This window comes from Micromonospora sp. NPDC049047, from assembly GCF_040649135.1.
GTDB lineage: Bacteria > Actinomycetota > Actinomycetes > Mycobacteriales > Micromonosporaceae > Micromonospora.
Window position 1 is genome coordinate 78,027 of record NZ_JBEZEY010000013.1, and the last position, 19,712, is coordinate 97,738.

Genomic DNA, 19,712 nt, shown 5'->3' on the forward strand with positions numbered 1-19,712 from the left:
TGACGGAGGACAGTGACAATGGACGACACCATCCTCGAGATGCGTCGCATCACCAAGACCTTCCCCGGCGTGATCGCGCTGGAGGATGTCACCCTCGCAGTGCGCCGCGGGGAGATCCACGCCATCTGTGGTGAGAACGGCGCCGGCAAGTCCACCCTGATGAAGGTGCTGTCCGGCGTCTACCCCTCCGGTTCCTACGATGGCGAGATCTTCTTCGACGGCAAGCCGATGCAGTTCCGGGGCATCCGGGACAGCGAGGCCAACGGCATCGTCATCATCCACCAGGAGCTCGCCCTGGTGCCGTACCTGTCGATCGCGGAGAACATCTTCCTCGGCAGCGAGCGACGCAGCCGTCTCGGGCTGATCGACTGGAACCTGGCCAACGCCGAAGCGGCCAAGCTGCTGGCGTCCGTCGGGCTGCACGAGAACCCCGTCACCCCGGTCATCCAGCTCGGCGTCGGCAAGCAGCAGTTGGTGGAGATCGCCAAGGCGCTGTCGAAGAAGGTGCGCCTGCTGATCCTGGACGAGCCGACGGCCGCGCTCAACGACATCGACTCGGCGCACCTGCTTGACCTGTTGCGGGCCCTGCGCGACCAGGGCATCACCTGCATCATGATCTCGCACAAGCTCAACGAGATCACCGCGATCGCCGACACGACCACAGTCATCCGGGACGGGCGCGCGGTGGAGACCCTCGACATGAAGTCCGACGAGGTGACCCAGCAGCGGATCATCCGGGGCATGGTCGGGCGCGACCTGGACAGCTTCTACCCCGACCGCGAGTCGTCGCCCGGCGAGGAGGTCCTGCGGATCGAGGACTGGACGGTGCGGCACCCGGTGCAGGACCGGATGGTCGTCGAGGACGTCGCCCTGTCCGTCCGTGCCGGCGAGGTCGTCGGCATCGCGGGCCTGATGGGAGCGGGGCGCACCGAGCTGGCGATGAGCGTGTTCGGTCGCTCGTACGGGCGCGACATCCGGGGCCGGATCTTCGTACGCGGCAAGGAGGTGCAGGCGCGCACCGTCGCCGAGGCGATCGACAACGGCATCGCCTACGTCACCGAGGACCGCAAGCGGTACGGGCTCAACCTCATCGACGACGTCCGCCGCAACGTCTCCGCCGCCGCGTTGGACCGGCTGTCCCGCCTCGGCTGGGTGAACGGCAATGAGGAGATCAAGGTCGCCGAGGAGAGCCGGCGGGAGATGAACATCCGGACGACGAGCGTCATGGCGGTCGTCGGCAAGCTCTCCGGCGGCAACCAGCAGAAGGTCGTGCTGTCGAAGTGGCTGTTCACCGACCCGGACGTGCTGATCCTTGACGAACCCACCCGGGGCATCGACGTCGGCGCCAAGTACGAGATCTACACGATCATCAACCGGCTGGTGGCCGCCGGTAAGGCGGTGATCGTCATCTCCTCGGAGCTGCCGGAGTTGCTCGGGATGTGCGACCGCATCTACACCCTCGCCGCCGGCCGGATCACCGGTGAGATGCCGGTGGCCGAGGCAACTCAGGAGAGCCTCATGGAGCTGATGACCAAGGACAAGGAGCTCGTGGCGTGACCAGCATCAAGACCCCTCCGACGGAGAGCCCGACACCGTCGGACAACACACCCGCCGCCGCTCTGCACAGCGGCACGAACGACCTGCGGGCGCTGGTGTTGAACAACCTGCGGCAGAGCGGGATCTACGTCGCGCTGGTCGTCATCGTCGGGCTCTTCGCGATCCTGACCGACGGGGTGTTGCTGAGCCCCGGCAACATCACGAACATCGTCCTTCAGTACTCGTACATCCTGGTGCTCGCGATCGGGATGGTCATCCTGATCATCGGCGGGCACATCGACCTGTCCGTCGGATCGGTCGTCGCGCTTACCGGAGCGGTCTCCGCCGTCCTGGTGATCCAGCAGGGTCACCCCTGGTGGATCGGCGTCCTGGCCGCGCTCGCCGTCGGCATCGCGGTCGGCGCGTGGCACGGCTTCTGGGTGGCGTACGCGGGCATTCCGGCCTTCATCGTGACGCTCGCCGGCATGTTGCTGTTCCGGGGTCTCACCCTCCGGGTGCTCGACAACATCTCGCTGTCGCCGTTCCCGGCGGAGTACCAGAAGGTCGCGGCGGGCTTCCTCAACGGGCTGCTCGGCGGGCAGGGCTATGACGCCTTCACGTTGCTGATCGGCGCCGTCGCGGTGGCCGGGTACGCGGTGAGTGGCTTCCGCACCCGTGTGGCGCGCATCCGCTACCAGCAGCCCGTCGAGTCGTTCCCGCTGTTCGTCGCCCGGGTCGTGCTGGTCGGCGCGGTCATCATGTACTTCGCGTGGCAGTTGGCGCACGCCCGCGGCCTGCCGATCGTGCTGATCATCCTGGCGGTTCTCGTCCTGGTCTACGGCCTGCTCACCCGGCGTACCGTCTTCGGTCGCCAGGTGTACGCGATCGGCGGCAACCTGTCGGCGGCGGCGCTGTCCGGGGTGAAGGTCCGCACCGTCAACTTCTGGATGTTCGTGAACATGGGCTTCCTGGCGGCGGTGGCGGGTGTCATCTACTCCTCGCGGTCGAACGGCGCTCAGCCTGCCGCCGGCAACATGTTCGAGTTGGACGCGATCGCCGCGGCCTTCATCGGCGGCGCGGCGGTCACCGGCGGGGTGGGCACCGTGGTGGGCGCGATGGTCGGTGGTCTGATCATGGCGGTGATGAGCAACGGCATGCAGCTGATGGGCATCGACCAGTCGACCCAGTCGGTGGTGAAGGGCCTCGTCCTGCTCGTCGCTGTCGCCTTCGACGTCTACAACAAGCGCCGGGCGGGCACTGCCCGCTGACGTCCGACGGTACGCACGTGCCCCCTGCCCGCCGCGCGGACAGGGGGCACGCGTCCGTCAGTGGCAGGTACCGGTGCCGCTGTCGGTGTAGGTCTGCCCGGCCACCGGCACGAACTGCCAGTCGTAGCTGCCGGAGTGCAGGGTGAACTTCAGGACTCCCCAGGCGGAGCTGTTGCGCGCCTCGCTGTTGGGCTGGATGGTGCCGAAGCTGTAGTGACCCGCGCCGCCCATGCCGGCGACGAAGCTGCGCATGCCCCGGCTGGTGTCGGCGCCACCGGACGGGTTCATCGGCGCGAAGCGCTCGTACACGTGGTTGTGTCCCCACACCACGACGTCGGCGTTGTAGTCGTAGAGCGCCTGGTACAGCGGACGCGTGGATGTCGACGGCGCGTGGTTGGAGCTGGACGTGAACAGCGGGTGGTGCCAGTAGGCGATGGTGCACGGCTTGCCGCTGGCGGCCAGGTCCGCCCGCAGCCACTGCTCCTGGGTGGAGCCGGCCGACATGCTGATGTTCGAGTTCAGCGACACGACGTGCCAGTTGCCGAGGTCGAACGAGTAGTAGCCACGTCCGCTCGGGCCGGCGGACGTACCGAAGTAGTTGTAGTAACCGGTCGCGCCCGACGTGTTGTAGTCGTGGTTGCCCGGCGACGGGCGGGTACGCGACTTGTGCCGACCCCAGGTGGGCTCGTAGTAGCTGCTGAACTGCGACGCGGTGCCGCTGTCGTAGACGTTGTCGCCGGTGGTGAAGACCGTCCCGGGGATGCTGTCGAGCAGCGTCGCGGTGGCGCTGTCACCGGAGCCGGAGTCGGCGATGTCGCCCGCCCCCACGAACACCGGGTCACCGGACGTGGGCGGCGTGCTGGTTCCGGTGGTGACCACCAGTTGCGGGGCGTCCGCGCCGCTCTCGCGCGAGTCGTAGTAGGCGCCGTCGCCGCTGGCGGAGGTGGCACCGAAGCTGTACGTCCCGTTGCCGGTGACGGCGGCCGTGACGTCGACCTCGTACCAGGTGTTGCCACTCACCGCGCCGAGGGTGCCGAGCGTGGCCCCGTCGATGGCCGGCTGGTTGTTCCAGGTGGTGCCGGTCTCCGACCACGTCGTGTTGGACATCCGGCGGAACGTGCCACCGGCATCGCTGCCGCTGTTGCCGCTGATGGTGCGCAGTCGGAGCTTGGCGCCGGTCACCGTCCCGCTGACCCCGCTCACTGTGAAGCGCAGGAACGAGCGGCGTACGGGAGAGTTGTCGGCCACGATCTGCGTGGACGTCCCGTAGTTGGTGGACGTCGCGTCGCTCTGGACGTAGGTGTCCGCGACCGGTGTGAACGTCACGCTCGCCGCCGACGCCGCGTCGGCGGCGGTCACCACGACGGCGGCGGTCGCGGCGACGAGCACCAGCACCGCTCCCGTCGTGATCGTCGGACGGGGGAATCGAATGTCCATCCAGGACTCCTTCGCTACGGGTGGGAAGCGAGAGGAATGTAGGAAGGTCGATGAGCCGGCGGGCAACAGGCGGATGAACACCGCGTCCCGGCAGGCGAACACCTCGATGTTCGCGGCACGTTCACCGGCACCTCGCCGGGCTGCCACGCGCGGTCCGTTGTGCCCTCCGCGACGGGTACGGACGATGGCTGACCGGCAGTTGTCGATCCCGAGGAGATGCTCGTGTACCTCTCGACCGTTTCCCGGCCGGTCGCCGATCCACCCGAGTCCGGCCCACGACGTCGCCGGCTGGCAGTGGTCGGCGGCAACGTCCTCGCACTCGGCACGGTCAGCCTGATCACCGACATCTCCGCCGAGATGGTGGCCGCCGTGCTACCGCTCTATCTGGTGCTGGGCCTACAGCTCAGCCCGGTGGCCTTCGGTGTGCTCGACGGCGTCCACACCGGTGCCACAGCGCTGCTGCGGGTCGTGGGCGGGTTCGCCGCAGACCGGTTCCGGCGGCGCAAGCTGATCGCCGGCATCGGCTACACCCTCTCGGCGGTCGCGAAACTCGGCCTGCTGCTCGCCGGCCGGTCGATACCGGCGATCGGCGCGGTCATCGCCGTCGACCGCCTCGGCAAGGGCGTGCGCAGCGCCCCACGCGACGCGCTGATCACGCTCTCCACCCCACCGGAGGCGCTGGGCCGCGCGTTCGGGGTGCACCGGGCGATGGACAGCGTGGGCGCGTTCCTCGGCCCGCTCGTCGCGTTCGCGGTCCTGCTTGTCGTCGGGCAGTCGTACGACGCGGTGTTCGTCACCAGCTTCTGCATCGCCGCGCTCGCCGTCGTGGTGCTCGTGCTCTTCGTTCGGGAACGCCCCGCCGACCCGGCGACGGAGAACCCGGACGACCCGACGGTCTCGGTCCGGGAGGCGTTCGGCCTGCTGCGCAAAGGACCGGCCGGCCGACTCGTACTGGCCGCGGCGATGCTCGGGTTGGCCACCATCGGCGACGGCTTCGTCTACCTGCTGCTGCAACGCCGCGAGGATCTCGGACTGCGCTGGTTCCCGCTGCTCGCGGTGGGCACCAGCCTGGCCTACCTGCTGCTCGCCGCCCCGCTCGGCGTACTCGCCGACCGGATCGGCCGGCTGCCGGTGGTGCTCGGCGGCTACACCGCGCTCGGTGCCACGTACCTGCTGCTGGCCGGTCCGGTCGACGGTTTGCCGCTCATCGCGCTGACCCTGGTGCTGTACGGCGCGTTCTACGCCGCCACCGACGGGGTGCTTGTCGCGTTCGCCGGCCCGGTGCTGCCGGCCCGGCTGCGGACCACCGGAATCGCGCTCGTGCAGACCGGGCAGGCCCTCGCGTACCTCGTCTCCTCCGTCCTGTTCGGTCTCTGCTGGCAGGCGTGGGGGCCGGAGGTGGCGATCCGCGCGGCGGCCGTGGCCGTCGCCTGCGTTCTGGTCGGCACGCTGCTCCTGCTGAACGCCCCGTCCCGTCTCGTCACCCGGAGGGTGTCCCGATGACCGTGCTGTCGACCCGAGCGAGACTCGGCGTGGTGCTCGCCTCGGCCGTGCTGCTGGGCGGCGTGGCCGTCGGCTACGTGGCGGTGGCCGCCGAACCAGCCCGGACCCCGCCCACCGGCACCGACGACCAGGCGGTCACCCTGGCGCCCGGCCCGCGACTGCTGGTCCTCACCGACCGACACCTGTCCACAGTCGGCACGGCCGACCCCACCGGGCCGCGCACCGTCTCCGGCCTGGAGTGCCTACGGGTGTACGCGGCGGCCGGCACCGGTGTCTGCCTGCGACCGGAGACCGCCTGGTCGTACCAGGTGGTAGTGCTCGACGCGGCGCTGCGCCAGACGCGGGTGGTCGACGTGCCGGGCCTGCCGAACCGGGCCCGGGTCTCGGCCTCCGGCCGGATGGTCTCCTGGACGACGTTCGTCGGCGGCGACTCCTACACCGCCAGCGGCTTCTCGACCCGCACCGGAATCCTCGACACCACCACCGGCGCCACGGTGACCTCACTCGAAGAGTTCGCGATCAGGCGGGACGGGCGGAGCTACCGCAGCCCGGACGTCAACTACTGGGGGGTCACCTTCACCGCCGACGACAACCGCTTCTACGCGACAATGGCCACCGGCGGCAGGCGTTACCTGGTCCGGGGTGATGTCGCCGCCCGGACGGTCGAGACGGTGGCGGAGAACGTCGAGTGCCCGTCACTGTCGCCCGACGGCACCCGGATCGCCTTCAAGCAGGCGGTCGATGCCGACCCGGCGAAGGGTTGGCGACTGTCGGTCCTCGACCTGTCGACCATGCGGGTCACCGCGACGGCCGAGACCAGCAGCGTCGACGACCAGGCCGCCTGGCTGGACGGCCGGACCCTCGCCTACACGCTGCGCCAGAGCGACGGTCAGCCCGACGTCTGGAGTGTCCCGGCCGACGGGTCCGGTGCGCCGACGTTGACGATCCCGGGCGCGGAGTCCCCGGCACCGCTCGGCTGAGGCGCGGGACCGACCCGTAGAAAACCTTCGATGAGCGCGTTGACTTAGACGGTTTGTTACACAACAATCAGCGCAAACATTCAAGTCCATCTCTGTGGTCTGCCGGTAATCCCTGTTCACCCTCGCCAACCCCCCAACCCCTCAGTGCGCGCGGGTGCTCCATCGCCGCGGCCTGAAACCCCAGCGAAAGTGAGGGCACGATGAGGCATGGTCGACGAATGGCCGGCGGCACAGCCGCGGCCCTGCTGATGGTCACGGGCCTGATCGGAGCCGCGCCCAGCGCCGCCTCCGCAGCCGTCACCCCAGCGCCAGGCGCCGCCTCCGCGGCCGTCTCCCCCGGGCTCACCGAGGCGGTAACCGCCAAGCTGCTCGGCACCGCCGAGGTGTCCAGGGCCGCGCAGCCGGAAACGCGGGTCACCGTCAGCCGCGTCAGCGGCCGGTGGGCGTTCGGCACCGCCGTCGCGCTCGCGCCCCGCCAGGAGGATGCCCACCCGACCGGGTCGATCTTCATCGCCCGGTCCGAGCCCGCCGGGTGGCGGATCGCCTTCGACGGTGAGGCCGCCTTCGGCGACCTGGCCGCCGGGTCGCCCCTGATGACGGGTCGGGAGAAGAGCGTGCTCACCACCACGCCGGCCCCGATGTACGCGGGCGGCGACTACCGGACCGGAATGGCCCTGCCCTTCGGTGTGGGCCAGACGTGGACCCTCACCAGTGGCCCACACGGCTGGGGCGGAACCGAGTCGCCGTACAGCTCCGTCGACCTGGCCGGTGGTGACCAGGTGGTCCGCGCGGCCCGGGCCGGAGCGGCGTACACGATGTGTCAGGGCTGGATCCGGGTCATCCACGACCGGGGCTATTCGACCGACTACTACCACCTGTGGAACAGCATCTCCGTCAACGGCGCCAGTGTCGGCCAGGGTGCCGTCCTGGGTAACACCGGCACCGACGTGACCTGCGGCGGCGCCGCCTACGGCCGGCACGTCCACTTCGGGCTCCGGCAGAACAGCGCGTACGTGCCGATCGCCGGCCACGACATCGGCAAGTGGGTGCTGGCCAACGGTGCCGCCGCCTACCAGGGCGGGGCGCGGCACGGGTCGGCCTGGGCCGGTGTCGGCGGCGGTCTGTACAACTACGGCGCGCTCGGCTTCAACCAGGGAGTTGTCGATGCGAACGGCGGTGGGGTGCTCACCCGACGTGCCGGGCCCGGGACCGGCTACGGCTCACTCGGCTCGGTGGCCGACGGCGCCACCGTCACCATCTCCTGCTCCGCCAACGGCACCTCGCACACCGGGCGGTACGGCACCACGGCGCTCTGGAACCGGTTGAGCGACGGCAGTTGGGTGTCCGATGCCTACCTGTCGACAGGTGTGAACGGTCCGATCAACGGCTGGTGCTGACGAGTTCTTCCGCCGAGGTTGGCGGCCGACCGGCCGCCAACCTCAGTCACCGCAAGGAGTGCTCATGTCCATCCGAACCCTGCTCGCCCTGACCACCGCCCTGACCGGAGTCGTCGCGGTCGCGTCACCGGCCGTCGCCGGCCCCGGCGGGACACCGGCGCCGGCCGCCCCGCTGGCCGTCGCGTTCGACACCGCCGCCCAGCGGTACGACGTTCCGCGTGACCTGCTGGTGGCACTCGGGTACGCCGAGTCGCGGCTGGACATGCACGCCAGCACACCGAGCGCTGCGGGCGGCCACGGGCTGATGCATCTGGCGAGCAATCCCGGGGTGCGCACCCTGGACGAGGCTGCCGCGCTCACCCGGCTCAGTCCGACCGCGCTGCGGACCGACCCCACGGCGAACGTCCTCGGGGCGGCGGCGGTGCTGCGCTCGTACGCCGATCAGGCGGGCCTCACCGACGCGGCACGCGACGACGTGAACGGTTGGTACGGACCGGTCGCCCGGTACGGCGGCGCCAGCGAACCGTCGGTCGCGCGGCTCTACGCGGACACCGTCTACGACCTGCTGCGTGCCGGGTTCACCGGGCGCGGCGAGGCGGTAACCGGGCGGCCGGTCACCCCTCGGCGGGGTGGCCTGGAGCAGGCCGCCGTGCTCGGCGGGATCGGCACCCTCAGCACCGACTACGGGCCGGCCGCGTGGGCGCCGGCCAGCACGAGCAACTACACAGTGGCCAGTCGACCGGGCAGCCACCCGATCGACCGCATCGTCATCCACCTGACGCAGGGCGCGTACTCCGGCGCTGTCAGCTGGTTCCAGAACCCGGCCGCCCAGGCCAGCGCGCACTACACCTTCCGCTCCTCTGACGGGGCCGTCACCCAGTCGGTGCGGGAGAAGGACATCGCCTGGCACGCCGGCAACTGGACGTACAACACCCAGTCGATCGGCATCGAGCACGAAGGGTACGTCGACAACCCGACCTGGTTCACCGACGCCATGTACCGCGCCTCGGCCGCACTCACCCGCAGCCTCGCCACGAAGTACGGCATCCCGAAAGACCGGGCGCACATCATCGGGCACAACGAGGTACCCGGCGCGACGCACACCGACCCGGGCCCGAACTGGAACTGGACCTACTACCTGCAGTTGGTCAACGGTGTCACAGGTGTCGGCTCCGGCACTGTCAGCACCAGCGCGAGCACCCTGAACGTCCGCTCCGGTCCCGGCGCCGGTTACCCGATCGTCGGATCGGTCGCCGACGGCGCAACAGTCGCCGTCTACTGCCAGGCCGTCGGCAGCACAGTCACCGGCCCGTACGGCACGACGACCGTCTGGAACCGGATCGGCACCAACCGTTACGTCTCCGACGCGTACGTGCTCACCGGCTACGACGGGTACATCCCGAACGTGCCGCGCTGCTGACGGCGCGGTGCGGCACCCGGCCACTGACGCTCACGTGGCCGGGTGCGGGCCGAAGAGCAGGTCGAGCTGGGCGTCCAGCGCGTCGAGCGCCTGCGCGGCGGTGTACTGCCCACCCAGCAGGTAGACGCCGAGCCCTTCCATGAGGGCCAGCAGGCCGGCCGCGGCGGCCTCACCCCGGCCCTCGGGCAGCACACCGGCGACGAATCCGGTGAGCTGCCGGGTGCCCTCGCGCAGTCCGGTCGCGGCGGCCGGACGCACCGCCGTGTAGGCGAGGAACGCGAGCGCCACCCGCCCGTCGTCGCGGGTCCCCTCGTCCAGGGGCAGCAGTGCGGCGATCATCGTCCGCAGCAGCAGCCGAGGCGGTGGATCCTCACCCAGTCGCGCCAGCGCCTCGGTGACCCGCAGCTGGCTGCGTTCGCGTACCACGCTCAGCGCGAACGTCATCATCTCGTCCTTGGTGCGGAAGTAGTGCTGGACCATGCCGGCGGAGACGCCGGCCGCGGCGGCCACGTGGCGGAGGCTGACGGCCTCCAGGCCCTGATCCGCGGCGACCCGCATCAGCGCGTCCGCGATGAGGGTGCGTCGCTCCTGGTGATCGACCTTCTTGGGCATGGCCTCGATCGTTTCACAGGGGTGACCCGGACCGCCCGCCAGCGGCAACGGCTACCGGCTGACGGTGCTGCTCGTGGGGCTGCCCCGCGCGCTGCGCAGGAGGCCGTCGGGGTCGTCGGCGTACAGTCGCAGCTCGTTCATCGGCAGCGACCCGGTCTTCGCCAGCTCGAAGGTCAACGGCCGGCGCAGCAGGACGTCGATGCTGGTCTGGCTGCCGACCGAGATCGACACCACCCGGCGCGCACCCTCCTGCTCGACCTGCACCGACCTGCTCGACGGCAGCGAGCGGTAACGCTTGCGCAGGGCCTCGATGTCGGTCCACGGGATCCAGATGTCGATGCCCGAGCTGAGCCGCACCCGCAGGCCGTGGTCACCGACGACGTGGGGGTGGATGGTCATGCTGGCGAACAGCCCGATCATCCAGAGCAGCCCCCAGATGCCCAGGCCGAGCACGATCCAGCGCGCCGGTCGCCAGGGCACCACGTGGGTGACGACGACATCGAAGATGGGGATCTCCACTACCGACAGGCCGATGAAGATGCCCAGGATCGGCTTGACCACGCCGAGGTAGCCGAATGGTTCGTCGCCGGGCCGCAGCGGCAGGGGGCGGCGCCGGGCCCAGACGTACAGGCTGCGCCACGTCGCGGCCTCGGCCGCTGCGGCCCGGCGCAGCAGTCGGCCGACCCGCGCCCGGTTCGGTGCCGTCGTGTCGGTCATCGTCGTCCTTCTCGCTGGGGCGTGGATGTCGGCGGTCGCCTCGGCCAACGCGATGACCCGCGTCGGAGAGCCTTCTCTCATCGCAATGCGATCGCATTGAATCCACCGTAGCGTTTTTACGATGCAACTGCAATGTAACTTTGCGGTGGGGCGTGACCCGGCGCCGTGGCGTTGTCGACGTCTGCCATCCTCGGGGCGGTGACGACCGGCCACCCGACCACGCCCCGCTCCCACCGCCGCGCCCGCAGCCGCACCATCCGCATCCTCATCGCGCTCGTCGCGGTGGTGGCCCTGATCGGCATCGCACTGATCGTCGTGCCGATGCTGCGACCGGCTGGGCCGCGCCCGCTCTTCCAGTTGCCGGTCGCCTGCGGCGAGACGTGGCAACTGAGCACCTACCCCGGTCACGACGACTACGACGTCGACCTGTTCCCCACCGAAGGCGAGGCGTGGGGGCGGCCGGTGCTCGCGTCGTACGCCGGCACGGTCACCGTGGCGGGCATCAACGGGACGCTCGGCGGCCGAACCCCGGACAACCCGGAGGGCTCCCGCGGTCGTGGCGGCGGTTACTGGGTGAAGATCGACCACGGCGGCACCTGGGAGACGCAGTACCTGCACCTGCTCGAACCGCCGCTTGTCAAGAAGGGGCAGCGGGTCGCTCAGGGCGACCAGATCGGACGGCTCGGCAGCACCGGCAACTCCGGCGCCCCGCACCTGCACTACGAGCAGCGGCGCGGCCGGACCAAGGTGGAGACCCACTTCGACGGTACGCCGTCGGGCATCACCACCGACGAGCGCGAACAGATCCTGCGGCGGGTGAGCAACAACTGCCCGGCCGTCTCCTGAGGAGCGCGGTTTGTCCGGCCCGACTCGGGGCACTGATTGGGCAGACAGTTCGGACGCAGGGAGGAGCCGGCCATGGTCAAGGGTGACGTCGACACGTACCACGAGGACGGTCAGTGGAAGAACAAGGCGGAGGGCAACGAGCGGGCCAGCAGCACGCATGACGTGAAGACCGACGCGCAGGCCCAGGGCCGCGAGATGGCGGCCGACCGCGGCGTCGAACACGTGGTCAAGAAGCAGGACGGCACGATCGGGGAGAAGAACACCTACCCCCGCAGCCGCGACCCCCGCGACATCGAGGGCTGACCACCGCCAGCCGCCGGCCCGCACCGGCCTCATCGAGTCGACTCGACGAGGCCGGTGCGGGCCCGCGTCAGCTGTCACCCCGGGAGGGGAACGTCGGCCCACGCTTCACCGCGATACCGGATCACCCACACCTATTGTCCGATAAAGTCCGAATTGGGGCTGGAGTGGGTGCTGGATTGGGGTGGGCATGGTGGTACGGGGCCGACGCGGGCCGGCCGCGCTCGCGCTGCTGGTCGCACTGACCGCAGCTGCCGTGGTGGTCGCGCCCTCCTCGGCGTCGGCGGTCGGGTCGGTCCTGTTCGACCAGCCGTTCCGCAACAACACAGCGAACGGCGTGGGCGCTTTGGCGGTGCCGGGCGTACCGGCCGCGGGAGCCAGCAACGCGGCCTGCCTGAGCGCGGCGGGCAACTCGACCACCGGTCCGTTGCTCAGTTGCACCACGTCCACCGACCCCGACGGCGCGGGCAAACTGCGCCTCACCCCCGCCGCCGTCACCCGGGAGGGTGGGGTGTTCGGCGCGGTGAGCGTGCCCACCTCGCAGGGCCTGCACGTCAGCTTCAACACCTACCAGTACGGCGGTACGAACCCGGGGGCGGACGGCCTCGCCTTCGTGCTGGCCGCCGTCGACCCGGCCAACCCGCGGTCCCCGTCCACCCTCGGCCAGCCGGGTGGCTCGCTGGGCTACTCGGCAGCGTTCAACGGTGTGTCGGTTGGCCTCTCCAACGGCTACCTGGGCGTGGGGCTTGACGTCTTCGGCAACTTCAGCAGCAGCACGTACCAGGGGACCGGCTGCACGAACCCGCCGTACATCTCGACCACCGGCGGGCGGGTCCCCGGCCAGGTCGTGATCCGCGGGCCGGGCCGCAACGGGGTCGGCTACTGCGCGATCAACAGCACCGCCACCAGCACCTCGTCGGCGGCCCTGGCGCTGCGCGCCAGCACCCGGGCGGCCTCGGTGGTGCCGGTCGAGGTGGTCGCCAACACCACCGCGTCGCCGTTCACCACCGACACCGGCATCACCGTTCCGGCCGGCGAGTACCGGGTCAGGTTCACCCCGGTCGGTGGACCGGCGCGGACCCTGTCCGGCAGTCTCCCGGTCGTGTCGCCGAGCCTGTATCCGTCGCCGACCTGGCTGAACGCCAACGGATACCCTCGGCAACTCGCCTTCGGCTGGGTCGGCTCGACCGGCTCGGTCACCGACTTCCACGAGGTCGACAACGCCCGGGCGGTCAGCTTCAACCCGGTGCCGGACCTGAACGTGGCGCAGACCAGCGCGGTGGGAGCCACCCCACAGCCCGGCGACCCGGTCACGTACTCGATCACCGCCGGGGTCGATCCCGGTGCGGCCGAGACAGCGCCGATCTCGGTCACCCAGACCACGCCGGCCGGAGTCGTGCCGCGGGCCGCCTTCGGGTCCGGCTGGGTCTGCGCCGCACCGTCCGGCCAGAGCATCACCTGCACCAACAGCAACGGCCCGTTCGCCGGCGGAAGCTCGCTGCCACCGATCACCGTCGTCGCGAGCGTGACCGGGACCGGAGTGACGCCGGCACTGATCCAGACGGCCACCGTGGCGACCTCGTCCTCAATCGACGCGAACCCCGGTTACTCCACCGCCACCACACCCGTGGCACCCGCCACCGCGCCGAGCGGTGTCACGGTCACCCCGGCACTGAGCTCGATCTCCGGAGGCATCGCGGTCACCGTCGGCGGCAGCAACCTCACCGGCGCGACAGCGATCACCATCGGGACGGCCGCCGAGCAGCAGGCCGGTACCTCGGTGCTGCTGCTACCGTGCACGTCCGGCCCGGGCGCCGGCTGCTTCACGGTGAATCCCGACGGCACACTCGGCATCTCCTCGATGCCCGCCCGGTCCAGCCCGGCGACGGTCACCGTCAGCGTCGTCACCCGGGGCGCCTCCGGCTCGGCGACCTACGTCTACGCGTCCGCGCCGGGCCCGCCGGCCACGCCCACGGCGGTCGCGGGCATCACCAGCGCCACAGTGAGTTGGACCGCACCCGCGAGCAACGGCAGCCCGATCACCAGCTACCTGATCACCCCGATCCGGGACGGCGTCACCCAGCCCACCCTCACGTTCGACGCCTCCACCACCAGCCGCACGTTGACCGGGCTCACCGCCGGCGCGTCCTACGCCTTCCGGGTGGCGGCGGTGAACGCGTTCGGCACCGGCGTGGCCAGCCCGGCCTCGGCCGCGGTGGTGCCGTACACACTGCCGGGAGCGCCGACGATCACCGCCGCCATCGCGGGGACGAACGCCGCCACGCTGACCTGGACGGCCCCGGCCAACGGCGGCTCGGCGATCACCGGCTACACCGTGACGCCGTACCTCAACGGGGTGGCCCAGACCCCGCAGAGCTTCACCGGGACCGGCACCACCCAGGTCGTCACCGGGCTGACCGGCGGCGCCACCTACACCTTCCAGGTGGCCGCGACCAACGCCGCGGGGACCGGCCCACAGTCGGTGCCCTCCGCGTCGGTGACGGTCAATCCGTCCCCGACGCTGACATTCGCGCCGCCCCCGCCCGGCAGGGCGTACGACCCGTACCGGTACCAGCTGACGGTCGCCGGTGGTACGGGTCCCTTCGCCTGGTCGATCAGCGCCGGGACCCTGCCGGCCGGGTTGACCCTCGACCCGGCGACCGGCCTGCTCTCCGGCACACCCACCGTCTCCGGGACATTCCCGTTCACCGTCCGGGTTACCGACTCGTTCAACCAGGCCGCGACCCGACCGGTCGAGCTGGTCATCGCCCCGCTCGGCGGGCTGTCCATCAGCGTTCCGGCGCTTTCCGCACTGGGCACCGTCACCACTGCCACCACCGGCGTCGCAGGCCAGCTCGGCCCGGTGACCGTGACCGACGACCGGGGACCGTTCTCCGGAAACTGGGTGAGCGTCGTCTCGGCGACCAACTTCACAACGGGTTCCGGCTCGGGTGCCGAGACCATCCCCAACAGCAACATCACGTACGCCTCCGGGCCGGCGCTTGCCACCACCGGCGCCGGCGCCTTCCTTCCGCAGGCAGGCGTGGTGCTGGACATGCCGCAGCGGGCCGCCGGATGGTCCGGTCGGGCCGGTGTCCCGAACTCCGCGACCTGGAACCCCACAGTTTGGTTGACGCTCCCGCCCTCCGTGGTGGTCGGCGACTACGTGGCCGTCGTGACGCACTCGGTCATCTAGCGGGAGCCTCGGCGCTGCCGGCCGCCGCCCGGCGGCCCGGCTGTTCCGTCCGGACTGCTGACACGTCGCTGCCCGGCCGTACCCCTTCAGGGGACGGCCGGGCAGTCTGTGCCGCCTGAGTCGGTCAGGCCAGCCGAGTGCGCCGCCGGCGGACGAGGTGCCAGCCGGCGAGGATGATCAGCACCAGCAGGGCGACCCCGGCGACCGGGTAGACGAGCCACGTCGGCCCGCCGGAGGCCGAGGCCGTCATCGGCGCCACGACCGGCAGGACGATCTTTCCGGTCGCGGTGCGTTCCACGACGCCGCTGGCGAGCTTCGCGTGCACGTCCCAGACCCCCGCCGGGAGCGCCTGGTCGACCTCGACCCGCACCTGGCCGCTCTGGCCGGGCAGAATCGTCACGCCGTTTGTCACTGTGAACGGGCCGGCCTGGACCGCCGCCTTCTTCAGCGACAGCGTGCCGGTCATGTCCACAGCGCGTTGACCGGTGTTGGTGACCTTCGCGGTGACCACCGGAAACTCGCGGGGGCCCGGTTCTGCCGCCAGCGCGTCGATGCGGAAGTCGGTAGGCGGCTCACCGCCCGGGCCGATGTCGAGGTAGACGCGGATGCCCACCCGGTGAATCTGGGTGACGTTTCCGGCTTGCCTGTTCGTGCTGGTGACCTGGGCCCAGATCGCCGCGTACCGCTCGCCCTTCGATGCCTTCTTCGGTACGGCGATCTCGACCTCGACCGGCCGCCGCTCGCCCGGGTCCAGCTCCATCTCGGCGGCTTCCAGCCCGATCCAACCGCTCAGTTCGTTGCCCGTCCGTCCCTCCGGGACGGCGAAGGTGTTGTGCTCGACCGCCGCCGCACCGGAGTAGAACTCGATCTTCTGCGTCTCGCCGGAGGAGTTCTGCACCTCGACCCGGCGGTGGATCGTCGTCCCGGGGTTGAGGTGGTCCACGATGTAGACCTGGGCCCGGGGATCCCGCACCCGACTGGCCGGGATGTCCAACATCCGGATACTGATCGCGGCGTCGTCGGCCGGCTCGCGTTGCTGCTCCCGCACGGCAGCGGCTGGCGCCGCAGGCACCCCGAGCGCCACGAGGGCGACAGGGGCCAGCAGCGCCAGCCGGCCGAGCGGGTCAGACCACCGAATGTGTCACCGTCCCCGTGTAGACACCCTGGACGGTGCCGACGGGCACATTCACCACCAGCGTGGGGTTCCAGGTGGCGAAGTTGTTGCCGGTGCCGCCGGTGTGGGTCATCGCGGTCCGGGGCACATTGATGATCACCTGCTGGGCCGAGGTGGGCTGGCCCGGCGTGAAGGTGCCGCCACCGGCGGTCGCCGTCGCGGGGCCGGACCAGTACAGGACGTTGATGTTCGGGATCGTCTCGCCGGAGGTGCCACCGCCGGTGGTGAAGTCGGTGGAGATGACGGTGGCGGTCCAGTTGGGGGTGAGCGAACCGCGCTGGTCCAGCACGGTCACCGGGCCGAGCTGACCGGTGACGGTGGAGCCCTCCACGCCGTGCCCGATGTTCGCCGTCGCCGGTACGGTGATCGAGAGGCCACCAGCGGCGTCGACGGTGAGGGTCACGATCGTGTCGCCAGTGGTGTCCGCGGCGGCCGGCCCGGCGAGCGCGAAGACGGCGGCAACGCCGGCCACGCCCGCGAGAATCTTTCTACGCATCGACTCTCCTTCTGTCCGAAAGAACCCATAGGAAGCAGTCAGAGGTTAACTACGCAAAACGCCTATATGGAGCTGAACGGCACGAACGTCACCCGGGGGCGGCCAGTGCTCCTGCGCGTGTGTCCGTGATCGTCGGCACCGCGGGGGCGCTGCCCGGGATCGCGCACCCGGCTGGTCCGGGGACCGGGTTCGCGGCCGTCGGAGGGCGCGCACGACAAGGGCTCGGCGCCGTGCTGGCCGCCGAGCCCCGCGATCGGATTCAGGCTGGAACTACGTACGGGAAGGTGGCGGACCGGGCGGCCCGGGTGACCTCCGCGGTGAGGCCGGACGTGGTGCCGGTGTTGAGGACCAGGGAGAACATCACCTCGGGTGCGTTGTCGGCCAGGGCGCGGCCGTTGCGGACCGCGAAACCGAAGTTCGCGGCCGTACCGACCTGGTACGACAGCAGGTCCGGGTAGAGCTGCCGGGCGACGCTCCAGCCGTACGCCTGCGGGTCCGGTGCGGTGCCGTTCGCCTTGACGACCCCGGCGACCGCGTTCGCGATCTCCTCGCCGCCTTCGGCGAGGTCGCTGCCGGGGTGCCGGAAGTTGGCGGGGTGGGAGAAGTCGGTGTCGTGGGGCCAGAAGATCGGCCACATCATCGGGTGGCCGGCGCGGTTGATCTGTCGCCATCCGCCGGCGTCGGTGGCCAGCATGGTGCGACACCACACGCCGATCTCGGTGCCGTCGCGCAGCAGTGGCTCGTCGTGGGAGACCGCGAGGACTATCGACTCGACGGTGGTGCCGGCGAAGCTGTTCTTGGCCTGGTCGGCCCGCCATGCCGAGTGGTCCACCCGGGCAGCGTTCTTTACCGCGCCGTTGATGGTGGCGAGTTCGTCGAGGTCGATGAAGAAGGGGTCGGTGATCCGCCCGGCCCAGATCCGGACATTGTTGCCGGCCGTCACCTCGCCGGTTCGCCCCTGGGCGATCGGGGTGCCCATCGCGGCGTCGTCGCGGGCGTCCGCGCCGGTGAGTTCGTACACCTGGAAGGCCTGCCGGGCCTCGCCGTCCAGCTCGCCGAAGGCGAACCGGTAGGCCAGGTCCTCCACCTCGGCGCCGTTGATATGGATCTTGATCTCGTAGCGTGCCTCGGCGTGGAAGCCGCGCTTGATGTCCGCCTTGGTCACCGAACTGTTGACGTCCATGACGAAGACCGTGGCGCGGTCGCCGTCGAAGACGTAGAGGTCATCGATGTAGAGCTGGCCGCCCTGGGCGGCGAGGGGGGTATCGAGGTGGTGCGACATGAGCTCACTCCCGGAACTGCCGGATTTTGGACTAATCCGAACATAGTGGTCGTGAGTCGGTCGCCGTGCGCATCGAGCCAATCGGGCTGGCTGAGGCATCCACGGCACTGGGCCGGCCGAGGTGTGCTCGGCCGGCCCAGTGTGTGGCGTCCAAGTTGTCAGTTGCGGGACCACTTCTGGTTGGCGGCGCCAAGGCAGTCCCAGAGGTGCAGCTTGCCGCCGTTGTTCGGGTTGGCGTCCCGCACGTCCACGCACCTGTTGGCGTTGAGGTTGACCAGGTCGCCGGCGGCGTTGAGGGTGAAGCGTTGGGCCGTGTTGCCGTTGCAGCTCACCAGGTTGACCTCGGTGCCGTTGGCCGTGCCGGCCCAGGCCGGGTCCATGCACTTGCCCATCGCGCGGACCGTCCCGTCGGAGGCGAAGGTCCAGGCCTGGGCCGCTGTGGTGTTGCAGTCCCAGATCTGCAACTTGGCGCCCTCGACCGGGTTGGCGCTGGGGATGTCGATGCACCGCCCGCTCTGCGCGCCCCGGATCCGGCTGGTGCCGGTGCCGGGGTCGCCTCCGCCGGAGGTGTAGCTGGACACCCGGACGTAGTCGACGAGCATCTGCTGCGGGAACTGCGTGGAGCCGTCCGGGTAGCCGGGCCAGTTTCCGCCCACCGCCACGTTGAGAATCATGAAGAAGGGGTGGTCGAACACCCAGCGGCTGCCGCCGAGCCGGGCGGGATCCACCCGGTGGTACTGGACCCCGTCCAGGTACCAGGTGATCACGTTCGGCTCCCAGTCCACCCGGTAGGTGTGGAATCCGTCGGCGAGCGGCGCCCCGATGGTGCGACTGCCGGTGATGCCTCCGCTGCCGGAGTAGCCGGGTCCGTGCACGGTGCCGTACACGGTGTTGGGCTCCCGGCCGATGTTCTCCATGATGTCGATCTCGCCGGCGTCGGGCCATCCGCCGCCCGTGCCGAGCATCCAGAACGCCGGCCAGATGCCCTGGCCGCGGGGGATCTTGATCCGGGCCTCGAATCGGCCGTACGTCTGGGTGAAGGTGGCCGCCGACAGCAGGCGTGCCGACGTGTATTCGCACCGCCCGTAGTGGCACTGGTAGTTGCCGGGATTGTCCCGGCGGGCCGTGATGACCAGGTTGCCCTGGCCGTCGTGCACGGCGTTGCTGGTGCTGCTCGTGTAGTACTGCCGCTCGTTGTTGCCCCAACCGCCGCCGCCGATGTCGAAACGCCACTTGTTCTGGTCGACCGGGGTGCCGGCCGGGGAGTTGAACTCGTCCTGCCAGCTGATGGCGCCGATGGCGGCCTCGGCTCGGTCGGGATGCGCCGGGACGAGCGCCGCGGTGGTCGCGACGAGGGCGACCGCCAGGAGTGCGAGGGGGCGAGACCGGGTGCGGGCTGTGAACACGGGAGGCTCCTCGGCGGGGGAGTGGTGGAGGGTGCGCGGCGGAGGCAGAGAGCGCTCTCTGTAGAGAAGTATGTCGATATGGTGTCTTTCTGTCAAGAGTCTTTCCAATACCCCCGCAACGCCCTTCGCGCCGTCGACGAAG

The 19,712-nt window shown here is 70.3% G+C and carries 16 protein-coding genes; 9 read left to right on the forward strand and 7 right to left on the reverse strand.

The window, feature by feature from the left end; translation table 11 throughout:
- The first annotated feature begins 18 nt into the window (after window positions 1–18).
- On the forward strand, window positions 19–1,557 hold the full coding sequence (gene mmsA / locus AB0B86_RS21010) for a multiple monosaccharide ABC transporter ATP-binding protein (RefSeq protein ID WP_357404404.1): 1,539 nt from the start codon (window positions 19–21) through the stop codon (window positions 1,555–1,557).
- Entirely contained in the window at window positions 1,554–2,804 is a 1,251-nt protein-coding gene (gene mmsB / locus AB0B86_RS21015; protein ID WP_357404402.1) for a multiple monosaccharide ABC transporter permease, read from the forward strand. The genes mmsA and mmsB overlap by 4 nt, the downstream gene beginning before the upstream one ends.
- Before the next feature lie 57 nt (window positions 2,805–2,861).
- On the opposite strand, the gene AB0B86_RS21020 is transcribed toward mmsB, so the two are convergent.
- Complete coding sequence (locus AB0B86_RS21020; protein ID WP_357404400.1) at window positions 2,862–4,241, reverse strand: DNRLRE domain-containing protein; 1,380 nt, start codon at window positions 4,239–4,241, stop codon at window positions 2,862–2,864.
- Between the two features lie 222 nt (window positions 4,242–4,463).
- Between AB0B86_RS21020 and AB0B86_RS21025 the strand changes: the two genes are divergently transcribed.
- The 4 genes from AB0B86_RS21025 to AB0B86_RS21040 all read left to right on the forward strand — a co-directional run bounded on the left by AB0B86_RS21025 (window position 4,464) and on the right by AB0B86_RS21040 (window position 9,541).
- Complete coding sequence (locus tag AB0B86_RS21025; protein WP_357404398.1) at window positions 4,464–5,744, forward strand: MFS transporter; 1,281 nt, start codon at window positions 4,464–4,466, stop codon at window positions 5,742–5,744.
- On the forward strand, window positions 5,741–6,724 hold the full coding sequence (locus tag AB0B86_RS21030; protein ID WP_357404396.1) for a hypothetical protein: 984 nt from the start codon (window positions 5,741–5,743) through the stop codon (window positions 6,722–6,724). Before AB0B86_RS21025 ends, AB0B86_RS21030 begins: the two co-directional genes overlap by 4 nt.
- A gap of 218 nt (window positions 6,725–6,942) precedes the next feature.
- Entirely contained in the window at window positions 6,943–8,121 is a 1,179-nt protein-coding gene (locus tag AB0B86_RS21035) for a peptidoglycan DD-metalloendopeptidase family protein (protein WP_357419471.1), read from the forward strand.
- A gap of 64 nt (window positions 8,122–8,185) precedes the next feature.
- The gene (locus AB0B86_RS21040; protein ID WP_357419473.1) at window positions 8,186–9,541 is read left to right on the forward strand and encodes an N-acetylmuramoyl-L-alanine amidase; all 1,356 of its coding nucleotides are present in this window, start codon (window positions 8,186–8,188) and stop codon (window positions 9,539–9,541) included.
- A 30-nt stretch (window positions 9,542–9,571) separates the two neighbouring features.
- Here the strand turns inward: AB0B86_RS21040 and AB0B86_RS21045 are convergent, their stop codons facing one another.
- Both AB0B86_RS21045 and AB0B86_RS21050 read right to left on the reverse strand, forming a co-directional pair.
- A complete protein-coding gene (locus tag AB0B86_RS21045; RefSeq protein WP_357404390.1) occupies window positions 9,572–10,153 on the reverse strand; it encodes a TetR family transcriptional regulator C-terminal domain-containing protein in 582 nt (193 codons plus the stop codon).
- Between the two features lie 51 nt (window positions 10,154–10,204).
- Window positions 10,205–10,870: a hypothetical protein gene (locus AB0B86_RS21050; protein WP_357404388.1), complete on the reverse strand. Its 666-nt coding sequence runs from the start codon at window positions 10,868–10,870 to the stop codon at window positions 10,205–10,207.
- A gap of 198 nt (window positions 10,871–11,068) precedes the next feature.
- Here AB0B86_RS21050 and AB0B86_RS21055 point away from each other — a divergent pair, with 198 nt between their 5' ends.
- The 3 genes from AB0B86_RS21055 to AB0B86_RS21065 all read left to right on the forward strand — a co-directional run bounded on the left by AB0B86_RS21055 (window position 11,069) and on the right by AB0B86_RS21065 (window position 15,212).
- Complete coding sequence (locus AB0B86_RS21055) at window positions 11,069–11,716, forward strand: M23 family metallopeptidase (protein WP_357404386.1); 648 nt, start codon at window positions 11,069–11,071, stop codon at window positions 11,714–11,716.
- Window positions 11,717–11,788: 72 nt separating this feature from the next.
- Window positions 11,789–12,019 (forward strand): DUF2188 domain-containing protein, encoded by a 231-nt coding sequence (locus tag AB0B86_RS21060; protein WP_357404384.1) that lies wholly within the window; start codon window positions 11,789–11,791, stop codon window positions 12,017–12,019.
- 187 nt (window positions 12,020–12,206) lie between these two features.
- Window positions 12,207–15,212, forward strand: a complete 3,006-nt coding sequence (locus AB0B86_RS21065) for a fibronectin type III domain-containing protein (protein ID WP_357404382.1) — start codon at window positions 12,207–12,209, stop codon at window positions 15,210–15,212.
- A gap of 124 nt (window positions 15,213–15,336) precedes the next feature.
- Here AB0B86_RS21065 and AB0B86_RS21070 read toward each other — a convergent pair whose 3' ends face one another.
- The 4 genes from AB0B86_RS21070 to AB0B86_RS21085 all read right to left on the reverse strand — a co-directional run bounded on the left by AB0B86_RS21070 (window position 15,337) and on the right by AB0B86_RS21085 (window position 19,570).
- Window positions 15,337–16,284 (reverse strand): hypothetical protein, encoded by a 948-nt coding sequence (locus AB0B86_RS21070; protein WP_357404380.1) that lies wholly within the window; start codon window positions 16,282–16,284, stop codon window positions 15,337–15,339.
- A gap of 52 nt (window positions 16,285–16,336) precedes the next feature.
- On the reverse strand, window positions 16,337–16,882 hold the full coding sequence (locus AB0B86_RS21075; protein WP_357404378.1) for a hypothetical protein: 546 nt from the start codon (window positions 16,880–16,882) through the stop codon (window positions 16,337–16,339).
- A 259-nt stretch (window positions 16,883–17,141) separates the two neighbouring features.
- The gene (locus tag AB0B86_RS21080) at window positions 17,142–18,164 is read right to left on the reverse strand and encodes a DUF4331 family protein (protein WP_357419480.1); all 1,023 of its coding nucleotides are present in this window, start codon (window positions 18,162–18,164) and stop codon (window positions 17,142–17,144) included.
- A 158-nt stretch (window positions 18,165–18,322) separates the two neighbouring features.
- Entirely contained in the window at window positions 18,323–19,570 is a 1,248-nt protein-coding gene (locus tag AB0B86_RS21085; protein ID WP_357404374.1) for a family 16 glycosylhydrolase, read from the reverse strand.
- Between the last annotated feature and the right edge of the window lie 142 nt (window positions 19,571–19,712).